Origin of the sequence: Maritalea porphyrae (assembly GCF_030159895.1) — a bacterium.
Taxonomy (GTDB): domain Bacteria; phylum Pseudomonadota; class Alphaproteobacteria; order Rhizobiales; family Devosiaceae; genus Maritalea; species Maritalea porphyrae.
This window is the reverse complement of record NZ_BSNI01000001.1, coordinates 225935-245740: the sequence shown is the minus strand read 5'-3', so window position 1 is coordinate 245740 and position 19806 is coordinate 225935. Positions and strand designations below refer to the sequence as shown.

General features: G+C 50.4%; 17 protein-coding genes. 4 read left to right on the top strand and 13 right to left on the bottom strand.

The genetic code is table 11. The features are described 5' to 3' along the window. Positions 1-28 precede the first annotated feature (28 nt). A complete protein-coding gene (locus QQL65_RS01215) occupies positions 29-472 on the top strand; it encodes a cupin domain-containing protein (RefSeq protein WP_284361216.1) in 444 nt (147 codons plus the stop codon). A gap of 81 nt (positions 473-553) precedes the next feature. Here QQL65_RS01215 and QQL65_RS01210 read toward each other — a convergent pair whose 3' ends face one another. Then, complete coding sequence (locus QQL65_RS01210) at positions 554-2752, bottom strand: autotransporter domain-containing protein (protein WP_284361214.1); 2199 nt, start codon at positions 2750-2752, stop codon at positions 554-556. Between the two features lie 131 nt (positions 2753-2883). Here QQL65_RS01210 and QQL65_RS01205 point away from each other — a divergent pair, with 131 nt between their 5' ends. Continuing rightward, the gene (locus tag QQL65_RS01205) at positions 2884-3624 is read left to right on the top strand and encodes a helix-turn-helix transcriptional regulator (RefSeq protein ID WP_284361210.1); all 741 of its coding nucleotides are present in this window, start codon (positions 2884-2886) and stop codon (positions 3622-3624) included. A gap of 67 nt (positions 3625-3691) precedes the next feature. Here QQL65_RS01205 and QQL65_RS01200 read toward each other — a convergent pair whose 3' ends face one another. The 6 genes from QQL65_RS01200 to ilvA all read right to left on the bottom strand — a co-directional run bounded on the left by QQL65_RS01200 (position 3692) and on the right by ilvA (position 11388). Then, on the bottom strand, positions 3692-5098 hold the full coding sequence (locus QQL65_RS01200) for a TRAP transporter large permease (RefSeq protein ID WP_284361208.1): 1407 nt from the start codon (positions 5096-5098) through the stop codon (positions 3692-3694). Further along, positions 5095-5748, bottom strand: a complete 654-nt coding sequence (locus QQL65_RS01195; protein ID WP_284361205.1) for a TRAP transporter small permease subunit — start codon at positions 5746-5748, stop codon at positions 5095-5097. The genes QQL65_RS01200 and QQL65_RS01195 overlap by 4 nt, the downstream gene beginning before the upstream one ends. A 110-nt stretch (positions 5749-5858) precedes the next feature. Next, on the bottom strand, positions 5859-6860 hold the full coding sequence (locus QQL65_RS01190) for a C4-dicarboxylate TRAP transporter substrate-binding protein (protein WP_284361202.1): 1002 nt from the start codon (positions 6858-6860) through the stop codon (positions 5859-5861). Positions 6861-7005: 145 nt separating this feature from the next. Continuing rightward, on the bottom strand, positions 7006-8355 hold the full coding sequence (locus QQL65_RS01185) for a sigma-54-dependent transcriptional regulator (protein ID WP_284361199.1): 1350 nt from the start codon (positions 8353-8355) through the stop codon (positions 7006-7008). 3 nt (positions 8356-8358) lie between these two features. Further along, positions 8359-10083 carry a sensor histidine kinase gene (locus QQL65_RS01180; RefSeq protein WP_284361197.1) on the bottom strand — a complete coding sequence of 575 codons (1725 nt, stop codon included), beginning with the start codon at positions 10081-10083 and terminating at the stop codon, positions 8359-8361. A gap of 48 nt (positions 10084-10131) precedes the next feature. Continuing rightward, positions 10132-11388: a threonine ammonia-lyase IlvA gene (ilvA, locus tag QQL65_RS01175; RefSeq protein WP_284361195.1), complete on the bottom strand. Its 1257-nt coding sequence runs from the start codon at positions 11386-11388 to the stop codon at positions 10132-10134. A gap of 204 nt (positions 11389-11592) precedes the next feature. Between ilvA and QQL65_RS01170 the strand changes: the two genes are divergently transcribed. After that, positions 11593-12894: a DUF3422 domain-containing protein gene (locus QQL65_RS01170; RefSeq protein ID WP_284361192.1), complete on the top strand. Its 1302-nt coding sequence runs from the start codon at positions 11593-11595 to the stop codon at positions 12892-12894. A gap of 13 nt (positions 12895-12907) precedes the next feature. Here QQL65_RS01170 and QQL65_RS01165 read toward each other — a convergent pair whose 3' ends face one another. From QQL65_RS01165 to QQL65_RS01145, 5 genes are all read right to left on the bottom strand, one after another. Continuing rightward, complete coding sequence (locus QQL65_RS01165; RefSeq protein WP_284361189.1) at positions 12908-13852, bottom strand: P1 family peptidase; 945 nt, start codon at positions 13850-13852, stop codon at positions 12908-12910. Next, positions 13849-14496: a hypothetical protein gene (locus tag QQL65_RS01160; protein WP_284361187.1), complete on the bottom strand. Its 648-nt coding sequence runs from the start codon at positions 14494-14496 to the stop codon at positions 13849-13851. Before QQL65_RS01160 ends, QQL65_RS01165 begins: the two co-directional genes overlap by 4 nt. 60 nt (positions 14497-14556) lie before the next feature. Then, positions 14557-15300, bottom strand: a complete 744-nt coding sequence (locus QQL65_RS01155; protein WP_284361186.1) for a hypothetical protein — start codon at positions 15298-15300, stop codon at positions 14557-14559. 152 nt (positions 15301-15452) lie between these two features. Continuing rightward, positions 15453-16082 (bottom strand): GntR family transcriptional regulator, encoded by a 630-nt coding sequence (locus QQL65_RS01150; RefSeq protein WP_284361183.1) that lies wholly within the window; start codon positions 16080-16082, stop codon positions 15453-15455. A 3-nt stretch (positions 16083-16085) separates the two neighbouring features. Further along, complete coding sequence (locus QQL65_RS01145; protein WP_284361181.1) at positions 16086-17975, bottom strand: glycosyltransferase family 2 protein; 1890 nt, start codon at positions 17973-17975, stop codon at positions 16086-16088. A gap of 98 nt (positions 17976-18073) precedes the next feature. Here QQL65_RS01145 and QQL65_RS01140 point away from each other — a divergent pair, with 98 nt between their 5' ends. Continuing rightward, a complete protein-coding gene (locus tag QQL65_RS01140) occupies positions 18074-18910 on the top strand; it encodes a transporter substrate-binding domain-containing protein (protein WP_284361179.1) in 837 nt (278 codons plus the stop codon). Here QQL65_RS01140 and QQL65_RS01135 read toward each other — a convergent pair. Continuing rightward, entirely contained in the window at positions 18904-19770 is an 867-nt protein-coding gene (locus QQL65_RS01135; protein ID WP_284361177.1) for a sterol desaturase family protein, read from the bottom strand. The two genes, QQL65_RS01140 and QQL65_RS01135, sit on opposite strands and share 7 nt — an antisense overlap. Positions 19771-19806: the final 36 nt, after the last annotated feature.

Below are 19806 nucleotides of genomic sequence, written 5' to 3'. Positions count from 1 at the left end.
CGCTTAAAAACCTAAATGGAGAGATAAGATGAATATGACACCCGGCATTACGCCGAGCGGTGAGGGCATCTCTGCGCTCAAATGGAACATCTTGGGGCAAACTTACATCCCAAAACTATATTCTGATAATGCATTTGTTTGGCACGCTTTGCTGCCTGCGGATAGCTTTGTTCCGCCTCATGTGCACCCAACTCAGGATGAGTGGATCACGATCCTTGACGGTGAATTAGAGGTGGCGTTCGGGGATCAAGTATTCACCGCGGGCGCTGGTGACACGGTGAAAATGCCAATGGGAATTGCCCACGGCATAACCAACAAATCTGGCAAGGACGCCAACTGCTTTTTTGGCGTAGCGCCAAGTCGCAAGCTTTTTGAATTATTCAACGCGCTGCATGATTTGGGGGATCCTGACGAGGTTGTTCGGCTTTCTGCATTGCACGAGGTGGATTTCCTCCCCCCGCCAGCGGGATAGTCAAAACAACCTAACCCCAAATATGAGGGCGGAGGCTTTGCCAGCCTCCGCCCTAAACCAAATTATCAGTTGAAGTTTTACCTAAAAGGAAGACTTGAATCCCGCTTGCGCTGTTATGCCAAATCCATGGGCCGTGCCACTGGTTAGCTCAGTGTCAAAGTACAGATTGGTGTTTTCATTTAGTTGTTTGTTGGCTGTCAGACCAACAAAAGCCGAACCGGAGATGGGCGCGCCGCCGGGATCAAAGGTTAAGTTTGTTCCAAGCAAGTTGGCGGTTACAGAATTTGCACCCCAATTGAACTGGCCATCGACACCTGCGCGAGCGGTTACCAGTGTTTCGTTGTCGTTTACCAAGTCGGCTTCGACTTTTAGACGGGTGTCGAGTGCATGAACGTCGCGAGCGCCAACTGTTAATATTGAATCGGCACCGTTTTCTGTATAGCCGTCAATATGTTGGAATGTGTAACGACCACGTAAGCTGGTACGGGTTGGTTTGCCGCCAAAATCAGTTTCCAGCAGATTGAATGTCACTTCGGGTGCAACAAAATACCCGTTAAAGTCAGCGGTGACTGTTTCTATTCCAGTTGCGGCCAAGTTGTTTAGGATTTGCCGGCTGCTTGTATGCTGCAAAACACCACCAGTTATGGCTAGGTCAATATGGCCGCCAATTTGTCCGTAAAGACCAGCATATTGCCCTTTTGCATCGACGGTTTGGGTGTTGCCTGGGGTGCTGAGTTGTGCCGCACCAAACCCAACGAATGCACCAGCCGTAAATTCTGGATCGAGCATGGATTCGACACCGATTACGCCACCGCCGAATACAGTATTTGCTTGGGTTGCGGAACCTGAAGCGTTGTTGGATTGCAGGCCTGCGAAACCATTGGCCCATACTCTGCTATGATCTTCGGCTTGCCAGTCTGCTCCTTCTGGCCATTTGTTGGTCGGTGATTGAGCATAGCCTAAAGCGTTTGGATTTTCCTCGGCGTTGGCGTTCGATGTTTTGGGCTTGGCAAGCATGTTGAACGTGCCAGCAAGCAGGGCATCGAGTGAATTATCGATATGGGCGAAGCTGGTGGTATCAATTACATCCACAACATTGCCTTGGACCAATGAAGGTGCGCCATTTGTGTTCAAAATGTCGGGCGCTTTGTCAAAAGTGTAGTGGAGCGAAAGACCGTTAGCTACATTTAGCGTGTCTGTGCCTCCGCCAAATACCAATCCGCCTTGCAACACTGTGCCGGGCAACAGGCGAAGTTCGTTGTCGGCGACACTAGCGAATTCGATGGCGTTGCCTAAAGCTGAAAACACACGCCCTGAAATTATGGCTTTTGAATCCAAGCCATCCACCAGGATGCCTGATGCATTGGGACCGCTGGTGTTGATTGTGCCATTGTGAGTTACCGAGGTTCCAAGACCAAATGCATTTACACCATAAGAGCTGTCGCCGCTGGTTGAGACCACTCCATTTACAATTGCTTGTGAGTTGGTGCCGCTGACAGAAATGCCTGGAGCAAAGTCACCACTGGTCGTAATGCTGCCGTTGTTCGTTGCTGTAACACCGCCTGAACCGATCAATTGGATGCCCAATGCAGCATTTCCTGTTGTGCTTATTGTGCCGTTATTTACCGCCGTCGATCCGTCGCCTGTCGATAATATTGCTGTCGCAGAGGTGTTGGTCGTTTTGATTATGCCACTACCAGCGTTGGTAATTAGTGCATTGACGCCCGTAGAGTTGACGCCATTGCTTGCAGACCCAGTCGTGTCAATTGTGCCAGAGTTTGTGATCTGAATATTTGTTCCAGTTTGTGCTTGGATACCATGTGAGTCGTCACCTTTGGTCACTAATTCGCCGCTGTTCGTGACAGTGGAGCCAGTCCCAGTAGCCAGGATGCTTGTTGATGAAGGCAGGAAGGTCGTGACTGTGCCAGTGTTGATCACTTGGCTATTGGTCCCAAATGTTGCAATGCCGGTTGCGGCAAAACCGCTCATAGTAATTGTGCCATGGTTTTCAACTACTGCGTCTGCGCCTGTCGCAACGACGCCAACTGCGGCTGCCGCTGGCACAAATATTACGCCGCCTTGTTCGACGACGCCTTTGTCGCCAGGATTTAACATCGACTTACCGGAACCTAAGACTTCTCCGTTTGTTACGGTAAAGCTTTGGGCAAATATTGGCCCGGTAGATGCAATTATCGCGATGATTGAAACGGCGCCGGACAACATTTTGATCGTGTCGGTTGAGCCGTGTTTTGAACAAGATATCTGATTGAAGTATGGCATTTGAACCCCACAAACTAAGCTAAACAATCGATAAACAGATTGTTGTTTCTTGACGCCTGCCAAATGAGAGGCGAAATAGATTTTCATGTGGGCAATTTTCCAAGTATTGTTGCGTACCTGAGGGACACTAAATGAATACACTCGAAAAGCTCTATGATTGCGCGTCTCGGTATCTTGAAAAGGATCGCGATTGGTCGAGCTTCTCAGTGGAGTTTGGTCGTATCTTTGATTGTGAGTTTGCGTTGTACCGCACCTCAGACGAAGACGCAGTTGCAGTCACAGCCCACGATTCAGTTTTAGCAACTTCAAATCCTGATTGTATGCAGGACTTCTTTGAAAACCGGTTTTATCAAATGCGTCCAATGCAGGAGGGTGATTTAACGCCGCTCGAGCCACATCGGCGCACGGAATATTTTTCAGATGAGCAAGTACGTGAACTTGGACCTTTCTATACCTTTATGCAGAAGCATGGTGTGTTCTATCTGATGATTGCGCCAGCGTTGATGCCTGATGGTTCGGTGTTGTCGCTGACGGTTTGGCGCAGCGAAGACGAACCAAATTTTGATGATGTTGAGAAACAGAGATTAGCCCTGTTTATGCGTTATCTATTGGCGTTAGTGCGCGACAGTGAGCTTAAAATGGTCAATCACGAATCTCGATTGTCCGATTTTGGCGAGCGTTATGGACTGACCAGTGCTGAGATTGAGGTTCTAGGTGCGCTTTTGGCAGGGCATTCATTGCGTGATATTGCGACCAAGAGTGGTCGGAGTTATGGGACTGTCCGGTGGCACGTGCGCAATATTTTGAGCAAGTGTCATGTTAACAGCCAAAAAAATCTATTACACGAGTTCTATGCTTTGATTGAGAATTAGGACGCTAGGAACGATTTGGGAAAGATCTGCCGGAACGTCAAAGCCCCGGCAGATGGAATGCGGTTAATCAGCCAAGCAACAAGCTAGGCAGCCATAGCACGATGCCTGGGAAGGCAATGAGCACGGCAATGGTGATCGCGTCAGCTACGAAGAATGGTGATGCGCCGCGGAAGACATCTTGAACTGAGATGTCCGAACGCACGCCCGCCACCACGAAGCAGTTGAGGCCAATGGGTGGAGTGATCAGGCAAAGCTCTGCCATTTTCACCACAATGATCCCAAACCAGATCGCGCAACCCCAGCCGCTCATGCCAAAGGCACTATCAGCTGCGGTGACATCCATGCCGCCATTAAGCGCCATAACGGCTGGGAAGACCACCGGAAGCGTTAGGAGCAACATGCCGATCGCATCCATGAACATGCCCAAAATGGCATAGGCCAAAAGGATCATGATCAGCGTGATCATTGGGTTTTGCTCAAGCGTTACGATCCAGTCCGAGAAAGCACCGGGCAAATCCGCAAAGCCAAGGAAACGGACAAAGATCAACACGCCCCAAATGATCGTGAATATCATGACAGCGAGTTTGCCGGTTTCCATCAGTGCGTCTTTGAATTGTGGCCAACGCATGCCGTGGATGAGTGCCATCACGAAGATGACAAATGCACCGATCGCGCCACCTTCAGTTGGTGTGCCCCATGCATCACCGCCGAACGGGTTGTAGATGAAGCAAATGATGATGATCACAACAAAGAAGATCGGAAATGCCGGCGGTAGCGACTTGAAGCGCTCGCCCCAAGAATAGCCCTTTACCGGTGGCCCCAGTTTTTTGTTGAATGTGGCCATCAACACAACCAACCCGCCATAAATGAGCGCTGATACAGCGCCCGGCAAGAAACCGGCAAGCAGCAACGCGCCAACATCTTGTTCCACAATGATGGCGTAGATCACCAAAATCGCTGACGGTGGGATAAGAGACGCAAGTGTACCGCCTGCTGCCACAACGCCTGCTGCAAAGCGCTTGTCGTAGCCGATTTTGAGCATTTCAGGGATGGCAATGCGCGCAAACACCGCAGAGGTGGCGACCGATGCACCAGACACGGCGGCAAAGCCAGCTGTCGCAAACACGGTTGCAACGCCCATGCCGCCAGGCAACCAGCCAACCCATCGTTTTGCTGCTTCAAACAATGCTTTGGTGAGGCCTGCATAATAGGCGAGATAGCCAATAAGGATAAAGGTTGGGATTAGCGAGAGCGCTTGCGACGACACTTTGGAGTGTGGCACTTGGCCTGCGGTTTTGGCGGCGACTTCGAGCGCCCAGAAAAACTGGTTTGGATCGTAACCCTTTTTGGACCAGAAAATCCAAATGAGTCCGGTTAGGCCAGCAAGGGCAGCGGCGAATGCAACACGCACGCCGATCAATACCATAATCAACAGCAGGCCGGTGACGATGAGGCCAATATCAATTGAGGTCATTTAACTGTCTCCTCATCAACGTCGTCGAAACCTGAAACATGTTCGGCCTCGCGGGCAGCTTGGGTTGCTGCATCTTCGATAAGGGGTACCGCGACAGGCTCAAGTGTGCCAGTGCGCAGTGCACGACCATATCCCCAAAGCTGAAGGGTCAGGCGGATTGAAAGAATGAAAAACGCAACCGGAGCTAAAAGCTTCGCGGGCCAGAGCGGAATGCCAATATCCATCGATGAGTCTCGGCTCCACATTGGGGCGGCGAAATCGAACGACCGGGCAAAGTGAGCCCACGACCCCCACATCAATAACAGCATCAAAATGAGCATCACGAATGTCGAGATGAACTCAGCGGTCCAAAGCGGGCGGCCCTTTAGCCGACCAACCAAGATGTCCATGCGGATGTGTCCACCAAGGCGCTGGGTGTAGGCGACGCCCACAAACGCGATGAGCGGCATGGCTTGTTCGATCCAATCGACATAACCGGGCAATGGTCGATTCATGAAATTGCGACCGCCAACAGAAACAACCGCCATTAACATGAGTGAAAAGACGGCCAAGCCGCCAATGAATGCCAAAAGGCCTTCGATTTTGAACAGTTTGCGATCAAATTTTGAAAGCCAACTGTCATCGGTAAGAACAGATGAAGCACCTGCCATTTTAACTCCCCCCAAGTTTGAAGCCAAAGCTCAAACCTTAGTTTAGATAAAATTCACCCGGCGTCACGCTTTTCAAAGGCGCGGCCGGGTGAACTTGTCATTTGTCGGGCTTAGTTTGAAAGAGTTGAGAGCACGAGGTCTAGCAACTCTTGAGCTGGTAGGCCTTTGGCTGTGTTGTCTTCAACCCAAGCTTGAGCGATGCCGCCAGCAGCTGAACGGAATGCTGCAAGCTCTTCGTCTGAGTAGGTCACTTTTTCGATGCCACGCTCTTCAAGCGCTGGGCCCCAAGCTTCCATTGTTGCACCATTATAGTTGTTCACATAATGCGCCAAAGCTTCAGGAATTGAGCTAAGCAAAGCGTCGCGGTGCGCGTCAGAAAGACCGTTTAGGGCATCTGTATTTGCAACAACTGGGCAGTTCACTGTGCCTGGGTTCAGGTTAGTCGTCCACCACTTGCCGCTTTCGATTGTGCCATATGACATGTGCGCGTGCGGTGCGAATGAGACAGCTTTCACAACGCCTGAGTCAAGTGCTTGGCGCACTTCGGTAGCTGACATTGAGTTTGGAACCGCTTTAACAGATTCCATAGCACGGCCAATGCCGCCTGTTGCGCGAACAGTCATGCCTTCAAAGTCGGCAACTGTGCGTGGAGCATCGCCAACGCCAACAAAGTTATATTGTGGCAGCGGAGAAGGCATCAACAATGTAGCGTTCCAACGACCCAAGTCTTTTTGGGTTGCTGGGTGGCTGTAAACCGCCATTGACGCTGCAATTTCAGCTTCCAAAGAGCTAACGCCAAGGAATGGCAATTCCAAAACGGTGATCGATGGGTTTTTGTCCGCGTGGTAGCCAGCGCAGAATTGTGCCATTTCAAACGCGCCGATTGAGATGCCGTCTAGGTTCTCGCGGTTCTTTGATAGGCCACCATATGACAAGTTAAGTGTGAATTCGCCGTTGGTTTTCGCAGATACCAATTCAGCGAGTTTTTCAACATGCTCGGTGAACGCGCGGCGTTTGCCCCAAAGCGAAACGTTCCATTCAACGGCCATGGCTTCAGCAGCGAAACCAAAGGTAAGCGTGGTCGCGATTGCGACCTTTGCGATATTTTTCATAATGTCCTCCCAAAAGAAACTTCAAACCCGACCCAAATGGATCGTGTTGAATTGCATCGTAGCAATTGAGCGGAATTTGCCTATGAAGAAAACTGCGTAGGTAGATGCTTGCCACCTTGCGGAAATCCGCAGGGCGAAAACTTGCCTATAACAGGTCTTGTTTGTTCAGGTTCAGTTTGACGATTTTTTCGTTCAAAGTCCGTCGCCCGATGCCAAGCGCTTCTGCAACCGCATCCATCTTGCCTTTGTGGGTGCGAATGGCTTTGGCGATTAGTGTACGCTCGAACGCTGCAACGGCTTCTCGCAGAGTTTCAGGCACATCGCCCATATCGTTTTGCACCCGCAACGCATCATTGATGGAGCTCGCGCCACGTCGCGATGCAAGGATTAATCGTTCGGCCACATTGCGTAGCTCACGTACATTGCCCGGCCAGTCATGCGCAATAAGTGTCGCCATGTCTTCTGCGGTAACTTCAGGGATTTGTGTTTCGTAGAGCTCCGCGTAATTTTGCAAGAAATGCTCAAAAAGCAGTGGAATGTCGTCGCGCCGTGAGCGTAGCGTGGGCAAATCAATCACCACATTGGACAAGCGGAAATAGAGATCTGAGCGGAAACGGCCCTCTTCAATGGCTTGATCAAGTGGCTCGTTAGAGGCTGAGACGATGCGCACGTCGACGGTGATCGGTTTATCAGCGCCAAGTGGCAAAATTTCGCGCAGTTCGATCGCGCGCAACAATTTTGCTTGAACGTCCAAAGAACAGGTGGCGATCTCATCAAGAAACAGTGTGCCACCCTCCGCTTGGCGGAACAGCCCTTGCGATTTGCCAGTTTCTCCAAAGATAAATTGCTCAAAACTGTCGGCTGCGATGTTGGCGCAGTTAACAGCGATAAAGGGGCCGTTCGCGCGATCCGACAAATTGTGCATAGCACGGGCGACCAGCTCTTTGCCGGTTCCTGTTTCCCCCAAAATGAGTGCGGCGGCGTGGGCTGAGCTGAAATCAAGCACATTTTCACGCACTGATTGCAACAGTTCAGATTTGCCGAGGAGAACACGATCAAGACCAGACAGCGTGGCGAGCTGCTTGCGCAGTCTTTCCGCTGACTTCGACAAACGATGCTTTTCGGCTGCGTTGCGCAAAATGGTTAGGAGACGTTGCGGATCAAATGGCTTCTCCAAAAAACTATAGGCGCCATCGCGCATGGCTTGCACGGCGGTTGGAATGTCCCCATGAGCGGAGATCAATACAATGGGTAGTTTCGCAACACCTGATTTTTCGTTCAGCAGGTCAAGCCCAGAGCTTTTTGGCATGCGCACGTCTGACAGGATCACATCGGGCAAAAAGGCGATGACCTTGTCCTCAATCCCAGTTGCTTCGGCCAGGGCTTCGACTTCCCAGCCGGCGGCACCCATCAGGTGGATCAGCGAATTGCGCATTTCCTTATCGTCATCGATGATAATGGCGCGATAGTTTGCGTTTTTGAGTTGAGCCGCCAATTTCTATTCCTCGCCAATAGGCAATTGAATGATGAATTGTGCACCTATTTCATAGTCACTTGCGCTTAGCAATCCTTGGTGCTCGCGCACGATGGCCGCAGAAATCGCCAATCCTAACCCCATGCCTTCGCCAGATGGCTTATTGGTGTGAAACGGTTCTTGCAACTGTTCGATTGATTGACCGGCAAGACCGTGGCCCCAGTCTCGTACAGCAATTGTGAGGTGCTCCTGATCAGCGGTCGCTGTGATTTCGAGTTGTTTTTTATCACTTTCGCGCATGGCTGAAATGGCGTTGCGGAACAAATTGACGAGCACTTGCTCAAGCCGCTGTTTGTTGCCTTTGATAGTTGGCAATGTGGTGGCAAGGTGAATGTCGATTTTGATGTTTTGCTGAACGAGATCGTGTTTCACAAGGCCAATGGCCCCATCGACAAGATCACGAATGACAATGTCTTCTGTGGTGTTGTCACCACGAACCGAGAAGAATTTGAGTTCTTTCGTGATGTTTTCCATGCGCTGAACCAAACCACGCAATTGATCCACCAGACCGCCCGGCTTGTGTCCTGAAGATATTTCTTCGGCGGCAAGGTAGTTGCGCATTGCCGATATGGGTTGTCCCAATTCGTGGGTCACTGACGCAGCCAATTGTCCAAGCGCTGCGAGTTTGCTGGTGCGCGCAAGCTCGCTTCTTGTTTGTTCCAACCTTCGCTGTGTCGCCTTGCGTTCTTCAATTTCAGCGACCAGTTTTAGCCGGTCATCATGGGATGCTTTGAGTGCGCGCTGGAGTTGGTTTGATCGAAAGGTGACGAAGGCAATTCCCATGATTGCGACGACGATTGCGGCAAGGATGATGACAAACCATGTCCGCTCAAAAAGGCTCGAGGCGGGGTTGATGTACCAAAGGGTCCAGCCGCGTCGCTCCAGTTGTTTGTTGGCATAAAGATAGTTGGTGCCATCTAGTTGGACCTCGTTGTCTTGCCCCAACAGCCAGTCGATCGGTTGCAGCTCTTGTTTGCCAAATTGCTGCATGTTCTGGATTTGGATGCGTTGGCTTTCGCTTAGCTCAGTCGTTGCGCGGTAGCGCCATTCGTCAGAGGTGGCGAACACCACGATGCCATCCTTGTTGGTCACCAAGATATCGTCACCCGAGGCTGCCCATGCGCCGGTGAGTTCACTCAAGGCAATTTTTAGCGCAACGACCCCAATCGGCTTGCCCGTGCTGTCGCGCACCGTATCGCCGATAAAGAATCCAGGTGTGAATGTGGTGGCTCCAATAGCGAAAAATTCGCCGCGCTTGCCCGCCATTGCATCTTTGAAATAGGGGCGAAAACCGTAGTTTTTGCCTAGGAAATTGATTTCTTTTGCATAGTTGGAAGCGGCAATCGTCCAGCCGTTGGCGTCCATTACATAGATGGCTTCGGCCTTTGAGCGATTTGCAAAATCTTCTAGCCGTTGGTTGAGTCCCGCTACATCTTTTTGCTCGAGGGCGCGCACCACCGCAGGGTCTTGCGCAACGATAAAGGGCAAATGCTCCAGCCGCTCAAGGGCGCTAACTAGTGTGGAATGATATAGCTGGGCGCGGCCTTCTGCGCGTTCTAGTTCGACTGCTTTGAATACGGAAAGTGAAGCAAAAAACAGCGCAATAAAGCCGCCCAAAATCAAACCAGTAATGGTTATGATGTAGGCGAGATTTTTGATCGGGCCGAGCGCTTCTGTGTTCTTGTTCATGATCTCAACATGATCGTTGGGCTGAGTTTTTGTCAAACACAAACCAGATCAAATTATCAGGCTCGACAGCAAGTCATTGTCTGTAATGTCTTGGAAACCGAAGTCACCTTCCACCAGTTTCTCTTTTAGTGCATCAAAGTTCTTAGGGTCGTTTGTCTCGATTCCCATCAATACCGTACCAAAGTTTCGCGCTGACTTTTTGAGATACTCAAAGCGCGCAATATCGTCGTTTGGCCCGAGCATATTCAGAAAGTCTTTTAGCGCGCCGGGACGTTGTGGCATGCGCAGAATGAAATATTTCTTGAGGCCTGAATATTTAAGCGCCTTTTCCTTCACCTCAGGCAAACGCTCGAAATCGAAGTTGCCGCCGGATGTAACACAGACAATGTTTTTGCCTGCGAGCATATCGGCGGGCAAGGCGGCCAGTATGTCAATCGACAAAGCACCTGCAGGTTCAAGCACCATGCCTTCAATATTGAGCATTTCAATCATCGTGGCGCACAAGCGATTTTCAGGCACCAAATGTACAATGTCCGCTGGCAAATGCTTGAGCATATCAAAGTTCAGCGCGCCAACTTGTGCGACCGCTGCACCATCAACAAAATTGTCGATGGCTTGCAGCTTAACCCGTTCATGTTGCATCAAGCTGGTTTTCAGACTGGGGGCACCTTCGGGTTCGACCAACAAAATTTCGGTGTTTTGCGCAGCGCTTTGCAAATATTTGGAAACGCCTGCGGCCAATCCACCACCGCCCACAGGCATGATGATGAGGTCGGGATGTACGCCATCAAGCTGCTCTAATATCTCCAAGGCGATGGTGGCCTGTCCTTCAACAATATCGGCGTGGTCAAATGGGGGCACCATGAGGGCTTTGTGCTCATCTGCAAATGCAAGAGCGGCTGCATAGCACTGGTCGAAAATGTCACCGATCAGTTTGATTTCGACATTCTTGCCGCCAAATGCGCGGGTCTTGTCGATCTTTTGCTGTGGTGTTGTTACGGGCATAAAAATTGTGCCAGTGACGCCAAAGTGAGCACAACTAAAAGCAAAGCCTTGTGCGTGATTGCCCGCTGATGCGCAGACAAATTCGCCTTTGTGGTTCTCATCTTTGTCGAGCGCTTTAGAAATGAAGTTATATGCGCCACGCAATTTGTAGGAGCGCACAGGCGTCAGATCTTCGCGTTTGAGGAAAATGTTCGCTTCGTGTTTTTGGCTCAAATAGACGTTCTTTTGTAACGGCGTTGCATCAAGTATTTGGGCCATTCGGTTTTTTGCGGTGGCAACTTGGGTTGTGAATTCGGTCACTTTTTCGTCTCTTGATGCATTGAAATTCGCTTTGTTGTTCTAGACCTACACACGTTTTGGGCACCTGACAAACGGCAATGGTGACGAATTGGTTCTACGACCAATTATGCATGAGGTGGGCAGCCGGTATGACAAAATGCGCACTTGTCGCTCTGCCTAGCGGTCGCCATGCTGCTGGTTTGATCGGGCAGGGGAGATCATAAGATGGCAGAAGAGAGTGAAGGTTCTGGGTTTGCGGATGGTGAGCTTAGCGCGGATAGTTTTTTTGATCACGAGTTGCGTAAGCCAATTCACGAGGAAATTCATGCGCGATTGATACCGCCACTTCAAGCGCCGTTACGTGCGCGGCGTATTGTGTTTTTAGTTGGGCGACAAAACGAACAGATGGCCTATGCTAGCCGACAATTGCGCGACTGGTGCCAAACGGTTGGAATTGAAGGCCCAAAAGAAAGCTGGCGGCAATTTTCATTCTCAACTGAAAAATATTCTGTAACATGGGAAGCGCATACTGAATTTGTGACGCTAACTTGGTACGCACCGATCAATGATTTGACGGCCAGACCAACAGGTGTTGGCCTTGAAGTGCTAAAGCAATTCCCGATTATCGCAGCTGCCCGCATTGATGTTGTCGAGCGGCATGAGATTTCGCCTTCGGCGCTTTTGGGGTTCGAACCAAAGAGCCTTTGTTTGTCACGTGTTGGTAGTGGAAATGCTCAAATTGGAACCGACTTTCAAACCGATGAACATGGTTTTACGCGGTTTGAGATAGCAGTTGATCAACTCAGTTCAATCAAGACTGGCATCTTGGTGCGGCGGCTTCTGGAAATCGATACCTATCGTACAATGGCGCTCGTCGGTTTGCAGGATGCGCGAGTGCAATCTTGGATTGTTGGTGGGCTAGAAACAGAACTTAGTTTGTTGAATGAAGAGATCGGCACGGTCTCGTCAATTGACGATAGCAAGCGCATTTTGGGCATGCTGCATTCTTTGTCGGTTCGGGCAGGGCAAAGTCTTGACGCGACAGCCTATCGGTTTGCGGCCAGTCAAGCTTATGGCGATGTGCTGCAAATCCGACTTGATCGGATTGAAGAAGAGCAGAGCGAGAAGCACACCACCATCACACGCTATTTGTCCAACCGGGTAGACCCGGCGCTAGCAACCTGTCGTGCAACGGAGAAGCGGCAGCGCTCGCTCAATAACAAAATCGCAAGGTCTATCCAGCTGCTCGATGCTCGAATAAATGTCGATATTCAGTCGCAAAACCGCGAGGTGCTGAGTTCGATATCGCAGACGGCAAAGGGGCAATACAAATTGCAGTCAACGGTTGAGGGGCTATCGACCATAGCGATTTCTTATTATGCACTTGGTATATTGGGCTACGTGCTGGCTGGCTTTGCTGACTATTTGCCATTGTCCAAAAACATGATGTTGGGCGCGCTGGCGCCGTTGGTTTTGTTGGCGAGTTGGTTTGGTATTCAAGCGATCAAGAACCGGCACAAGGCGTAGATGTGACGATCGATTAGCCAGCCGCTGCCAAAATGGCGTCCCAAGCCAGTTCGGATGCCATGGCACCTAGAGCAAATGGTGGCATGCCCGGGTCAGTGACTTGTTGGGTGCTGACCGCCAACAAGACGTCGCCGTCAAATTCGGAATGGAAGGGTTGAATGCCTCGTGCCATGGAACTGTGCACCTGCTTTGAAACCTGGGTCAGTGCTTCTCGGCTGATGACTTGATTGGTCACCATCAATGTTAGTGTTGTGTTGCCTTTTGCCGGGGTGCCGATTTCTCCAATGTGCTCGTGAAGGTGGATCCTGCGCTCGGTTTTGGGGGCCAAATTCCCACGCACAACGTTTCCGGATTTATCGATAATTGCGCCGAATGGGTTGAGGACAGTGGCAACAAAGATTTTGGTTTTGCCAATTTGACGAAACGCTGCACCCTGGCCTGTGCGTTCACCATTATATCCCTGTTCAGTTAGGCATTTGCCCGCACTTGCTGCAAATCCTGCGCCAACTTTTCCTTGTGCAAACAGGTTTGGCTGCGCCGCATTTAGCGCTGCACGACCAAGTGCTTTGTCCGGATAAACAGCATTGTCGCGAAACCGATAGTCATAAATGATGGCGCCTGCAGCCAAGGCAATATCTTGCCAATGAGTTGAGTAGTTTGCGCGTTTGTGCAGTTCTGCGCCGACGCCAAGGATTGCTTCTTGCCCATAGGCGGAGCCGCCTGCGAAACAAATTGCGTCGACTTCTGGATAATGCGTACCGATAGAGCCAATTGCGCCGCCGCGACAGTCCGATACCATCATAGATCGGTTTTGAAATTCAAACACGGTGCAACCTGTTTGAGCTTCGACATAGTCGGCCGTTCCGATACGAATTTCAGGAAAATCGAACTTCAGCGTGTCGCGATCAACTCGGTTGGTTGTAGCGCTCAAATCGGTCGTGTCATTGGTGATGCTCACGCGTTTGCCTTCAGCCAGTTTTGCAAATCAGTGCACATTTTATGATGCCCCAGAATAGATTTTGGTACATCTTTTTCGCACTCAAGTACATGGGCCAGATCTTCAAGGATTGTCACAGTTGCGCCTGCCTTTGCAAAGGTTTGGTAGACCTTGTGGTCATAGCCTTTGTCCGCTGTTCCGATGCAGACAAAGGATTTTTCTGCATGTTTTTGAATGTTGTTTGGCACTTGCGGGACTTTGGAGGAAGGCGTGAGCCAGGCCAGTTGGGCGTTGCTGGTGAACCCTTGATCCAACAAATTTGCCATTAGAACAGTGCCCAAGGACTTGCCAATAACTAGTTTAGAATTGTGGTCAGGCAGTTGGTTTAGCGCCTCGCAAATCGACGTTGCATCGTCCTTTAGAATGTCCATGATTTCTTCAAAAGAAAAGTCGCGAAATCCTTCAACTTTGTCATATGCATAGTCGGCCGCAGCAATTTGGTAGCCCTGATCTATCAGTAACTGGCGAACAAAATAGAATATCGGGTTCTCAAGCCGGTAACCGACGCCGGGCAGCAATAGTGCAATGCGAGAAGCGCCAGCATTTTCGTCGCTGAGATCGATTGAAAAGCGATGTTGTTTGCGACCGAGTATCTCAATTGGCATGGGTTTGCGCTCACTTAAAAGCCCAAGTTTAAATGACTTCAAAAGTGGCGCAAGGGTGATTTAGTTATTCGGCGGTGGCATCTTAGCGGCTTCTAATGGATCGATTCCCTCCCAAGTGCCTATGCTTTGAAGTAGTCGAAACCGCGTGAATGAACTGCGATCAAACATTGGCTGGGCTTTGTGTTGATCGATCATTGAACGGTGGGTGCCATCTTTGTAAGCGGCGGCCAGCATATCGGGGGAATTGCGCCAGACTGTGAAAGATGCACCGTCAGGTGTTCCAATTGGGTTGAATATTTGTCGCACAACGTTTGCGCCCAGTGATTTGTAGAACGCGCGGACATCTTCGACCTTGCGAACAAATTCGCGTGCGCGGTCAAAATCTGTTTCATCAAACCCCTGATATCCAGCGCTTGTGAGCACGGCCATTACCCCGTCAGGGTCAGTGTCTAGGGCTTCTAAGTTGGGGTGGGGTTCTTGTTTTGTTGAAAAATCTACGCCGCCTCGGTGGGCTACCACTGCGAGCAGACCATGCCAGTTTTCTGTCGACTTATTGGAAAAGTCCAATTTGTTGGCGGCATGTTTTAGCCCTTGCAAAGCCGTATTTTCGTCATCATAGAAGCCAAGTGCGGCCCAAATATTGCTGATCTCGGTACGGAAACCGTCTTTGCCGATTGGCGAGTCTGGCCCACATCTCCAAGCTTTTGCCATCGGCGGTCCTGCAAAGCTAATGTCAGTACTGGACAAGGGCTTTGGAAAATGTGCCAAATGGATCGTTAGCCAACTGTAGCTAGGGTTTTGCATGTTGCCTCCTCAGCCCAATAGAGCCAAGTGGCACGGGCCTGTGCAACCTAGATAAAGCGACTTCAAGTAGCCTATGGGTGGGAATGAGGCACAGCAAGGTAAATCCGCATTTGCAAGCGGTACAGAACTTGTAGCGGTCGTCGAAAAAAAATCTACAAAAATGAGCTGAGTTTGCGACCCGTGAGTTTGACGTGCCGCTCAAGCACTTTTGCGGCATTTTCAATATCGCCGTTTTTCAAAGCCCGAACGATAGTCCGGTGGTCATGTTCAATGCGTGTTTCCCATTTGGATTTCCACGTCGCAAACAAAAAGCGAGCGCTCGCCACGTGTAAATCGTCCAATGTTGCGAGTAGTTTTGGCATTTTGCAATCAGCAACGATAGTGCGATGGAAACGCTGGTTTGCATCTTCCCAAGTATAGATGTCTTGTGCCTTTTCGCCCTCATCAATTGCTTGCTGGGCAAGCGCAAATGTCTGCGCGTTTAGATGCGGAAAAGCATGGCGGAGCGCAAGCACTTCAAGTACGGAACGCATTTCCGCAACTTCTTTTGCTTCGGACACATCAAAGGTTGAAACGCGCACGCCCCGACGTGGGATGCTGACGGCGAGGCCACGTGCTTCGAGCTGCCGAAATGCCTCCCGCACGGGAACATGGCTTGCGCCAAACTCCTCGGCGATATGGTCCTGGCGCAGCTTTTCATCCGGCAATAGTTCACCGCGCACAATCCGGTCGGCAAGAACGGAGGTGATGTCTTCAACAATGGTGCGCTTATGGTGGTCCATAAATTATAGATAAATTGATTTGGATGCCGCTGTCGAGGGGGCTGCTGAATTTGTCGCATCGGTTTTTGTGCGGTCGTGGCGTGGCAATTGGGTGCGCGCGTGCGTTGTCTTCTCCCAAGAAAAAGGCGTTATGGCTAGTTGAAGGGCCGCGCGCAATGTCGCAAAACTTGTAAGCAACCAATAAAAAGGCAGTAGAAACTGCCAGCCAAACAGATGAAGCTGTCTCGTATGCAAAAGCCCTAGAAACGCTGTTGAAATGGCGCTGAGATATCCGGTAATAAGGATTAGCGTGTACATATTGAATTGCAGATATTGGGTAAGGACCAGCCCTTTTTGGGTGAAAAGCTCAAACGCAAGTTTGGCGACGAAAAGCCCATGCAAAGGGGCGGAAAACACTAACCCGCCCACATAGATGTAAAAGATGATGGCGTTCATCCAGCCGATTTGATGAAAGAGGGATCTAAAGTCGCGGCTATGTACCAAAAGGGTTTGCATCCAGCCTTTCATCCAGCGTGTGCGTTGTTTGACCCAAGGCCATATTCCAATAGGGGCCTCTTCGCGCGTATAGCTGGGCAACACGCCGCATTTCAGCTTTTTGCGCGCTAGACGGATCCCAAGGTCTGCGTCTTCGGTGACGTTAAAACTATCCCAAGCGCCAATGTCTATAAGGGTCTGCGTGCGAAAGTGGTTTGATGTGCCGCCCAATGGCATAGGCATATTCAATTGAGCCAGAGTGGGCATGATTAGACCAAATTGGGCTGCATATTCAGTCGCGAATAGCGCGGTGAGCGGGTTTTCGTTGGCGTTGTCGATAACCAGTTCAGCTTGCAAGCACTCAAGCTCCGCGTTCTTGGCAAACAGTGTTGCCGCTAAGCGCAACTGATTGGGTTCAGGAATATCCTCTGCGTCAAAGATCACCAGATGCTCGCCGCGCGCAAAGGGCAGGGCAAAATTGACTGCTTTGGGTTTGGTGCGGGGTTCGCTGTCCGGCACCTTGATGAGTTCAAAGCGAATGTCGTTCAAGTGTGGCTCCACGGCCTCAATGGTTTTTGCGGACGTGGCTTCAACAACGAATTTGATGTCCAGTTTTTCTGCCGGGTAGTTGAGCGCCTGCATAGCTTTGACCAGCTGTTCAACCAAAATAGCTTCGTCGCGCAAAGGGATGATAACGGTATAGATGGGTAGCTGATTGTCTCCGAGCAGTGTCGTACGGTCCATAGGTTTGACAATTCTGCCATTAAATGCGCAAGCAAGGCGAAAACCCGCGGGCAGCAGAAATAATAGAGTCATTAGAAGTGTCGCAATAGGTTGAAACCAGCCGAGCGGAAAGAACACGCTTAGCGCGACAGCGCACACGATGATGAGAAAACTGTAGCGGGTGATTTTGGACAAACCTAGATGGGCACTTGCAAAGGGCCATTTACGCGCCAACCGGACAATTGCACTTTCATAGAGAGCTGTTCCTTGTTGGAAAACAAAAGCCGACCGCAATGCGCTGGGTGCAACCATACATAGTTGGCCGCGCAGCTGATGGTTTTCACTGATGCGTTTCGCCAATTCAACATATCGCCAAAAGTCCGGCGAGATAAATAAGACGTCGCGATCGAGCATTTTACCACGCAAACTGGCGACGGACTTGAGCTGATCAATGTTGTCAACGTTGAGCGCGCGTACCGCTAAGGGAGGTACTTGCTGGGTGAAAGCTAGCTCAAGCACCTTTGCCGCGCGAGCATAGACATCTTGTTCGCTCAGGTTGAGTTGGGCAGCACAATACTCAAAAGGATCAACGCGAGCGTCTGCGGCCTTGCGCAGTGCAAACAGCGCCGACCAATCACTTTGATAGTACTCTTTGAATACGCGCCGTAAAAGCGCTGCCCCCAAGGGCTCGTTCAACCCATCCACAAACTAAATCACTAAAAAATTGCTTTAATAAAAATATGAAAGATAATGTGGCCAAGTTTATCAACTGAGTCAAAGGCAGATTTGTGCATATGTTTCGTCGCAGCTTCGTTGATGCCCTGAAAACTGCGCTGTTTGCGACCGCGGTTGCGCTGTTTTGTACTCCTCTACACGCGCAAACTATCCCAAATCATAATGACCCTTCGGCCCACAAAGATGCGTTGGATTTGTCGCTTGTGCCATCCATAAGGTTCCTAACTTCGAGCGACTTTCCGCCGTTTAACTTTAAGGACCCTACGGGTGAATTAATTGGGTTTAATATCGATCTCGCAGAAGCAATTTGTTCTGAAATTGATGCGGATTGCACCATGCAAAGTTGGCCTTGGGCGCAACTCAAAAAGGCGCTTGCCGATGGGCAAGGCGATGCGATTGCGGCAGGCGTCAGTATTGATGCAAACAACGCGCAGTTGATGAATTTTTCCCAAAGCTATTTGCAGTTGCCGGGGCGCTTTGTTGCACACCAGAATTCAGATGTAGGCGCTTCATTTGACCCGCATTCATTGTCCGGCCCGGTTGGCGTACGGCGCGATTCTGCTCATCACAGTTTTCTAAAGGCGCACTTTCCAAACCTCACACCAATTTCATATGACAGTGATTTGGACGTTTTGGTGGGGGTTGCTCAAGGCGCTCTGGAATATGCATTTGTTGATGGAATGCGTGCGTCTTTTTGGCTTATCCAAAATGATTGCTGCATGTTCATTGGCGGGCCATATTTTGATGCTCAGTTTTTCGGCGAGGGATTGGCTATCGGCGTTGCGATGGACAAGCAAAACACCCTGCGCGCTATTAATATCGCGTTGCGGCGTTTGGCTGAAAACGGCAAGAGAGACGAGTTGTTTTTTAAGTGGTTTCCACTCAGTTTCTACTGATTTTGTTCTTCTTCTTTATTCAGTGCTTTTTGTGAAACAGTCTTGGCAAACGGAAAGCGCAACGACCACCATAGATGTTCGGGGCCCTCGTTTTGATGCGCCTTTAAGCCGATTGTCATGTTGTCGTGCCCGGCTGCAGGCTGGTCAATGTAGGTGCCGAAAATTCGGTCCCATACGCTGAGGGCAAATCCATAGTTTGAGTTTGTTTCGCCTACCTCGATGGAATGGTGAACTCTATGCATGTCGGGGGTGACTAGGATTGGCCGGATGAGTTTGTCGAGCCAAAGGGGAAGTTTGAGATTGGCGTGGTTAAACAGTGCTGTGCCGTTGACGACACCTTCAAAGATCACAACCAGCACCGCTGGTGCGCCCAAAATGATGACCGCTGCGGCTTTGACAAAGATTGAAAAGACAATTTCTAGCGGGTGAAATCGAATGGCGGTTGATGCGTCGATATCATGGTCCGAATGGTGGACACGATGTAGGCGCCACAATAGGGGAATTTTGTGGGTCGCCCAATGCTGACCCCAAATGACAAAATCAAGCACCAGAAATGCAATTATCCATTCGACAAAATTTGGCAGGTCTAGCCAGTTGAAAACGCCAATGCCCCATTGTTTGGCATAAATTGCAGCGAGCAGTGCGGTAATGGGCACGAGCAGATTTGCAAGTATGAGGGTGACCAGCGACACAGTGAGGTAGCTCGAGGCCATGATGCCAATATTGGTGGCCCAGCGGCGGATACGTGAATGGCGTCGCGCACGACGTGGCCACATTGCCTCTAGAACCATCATTGCCAAAAAAATTGCAACGAAGCTGCCAAACCGCCATGCACCTTCACTAAACCCAAGTTCTTCCACTATGCACTCCTATATATGCATTATCTTATATAGGTG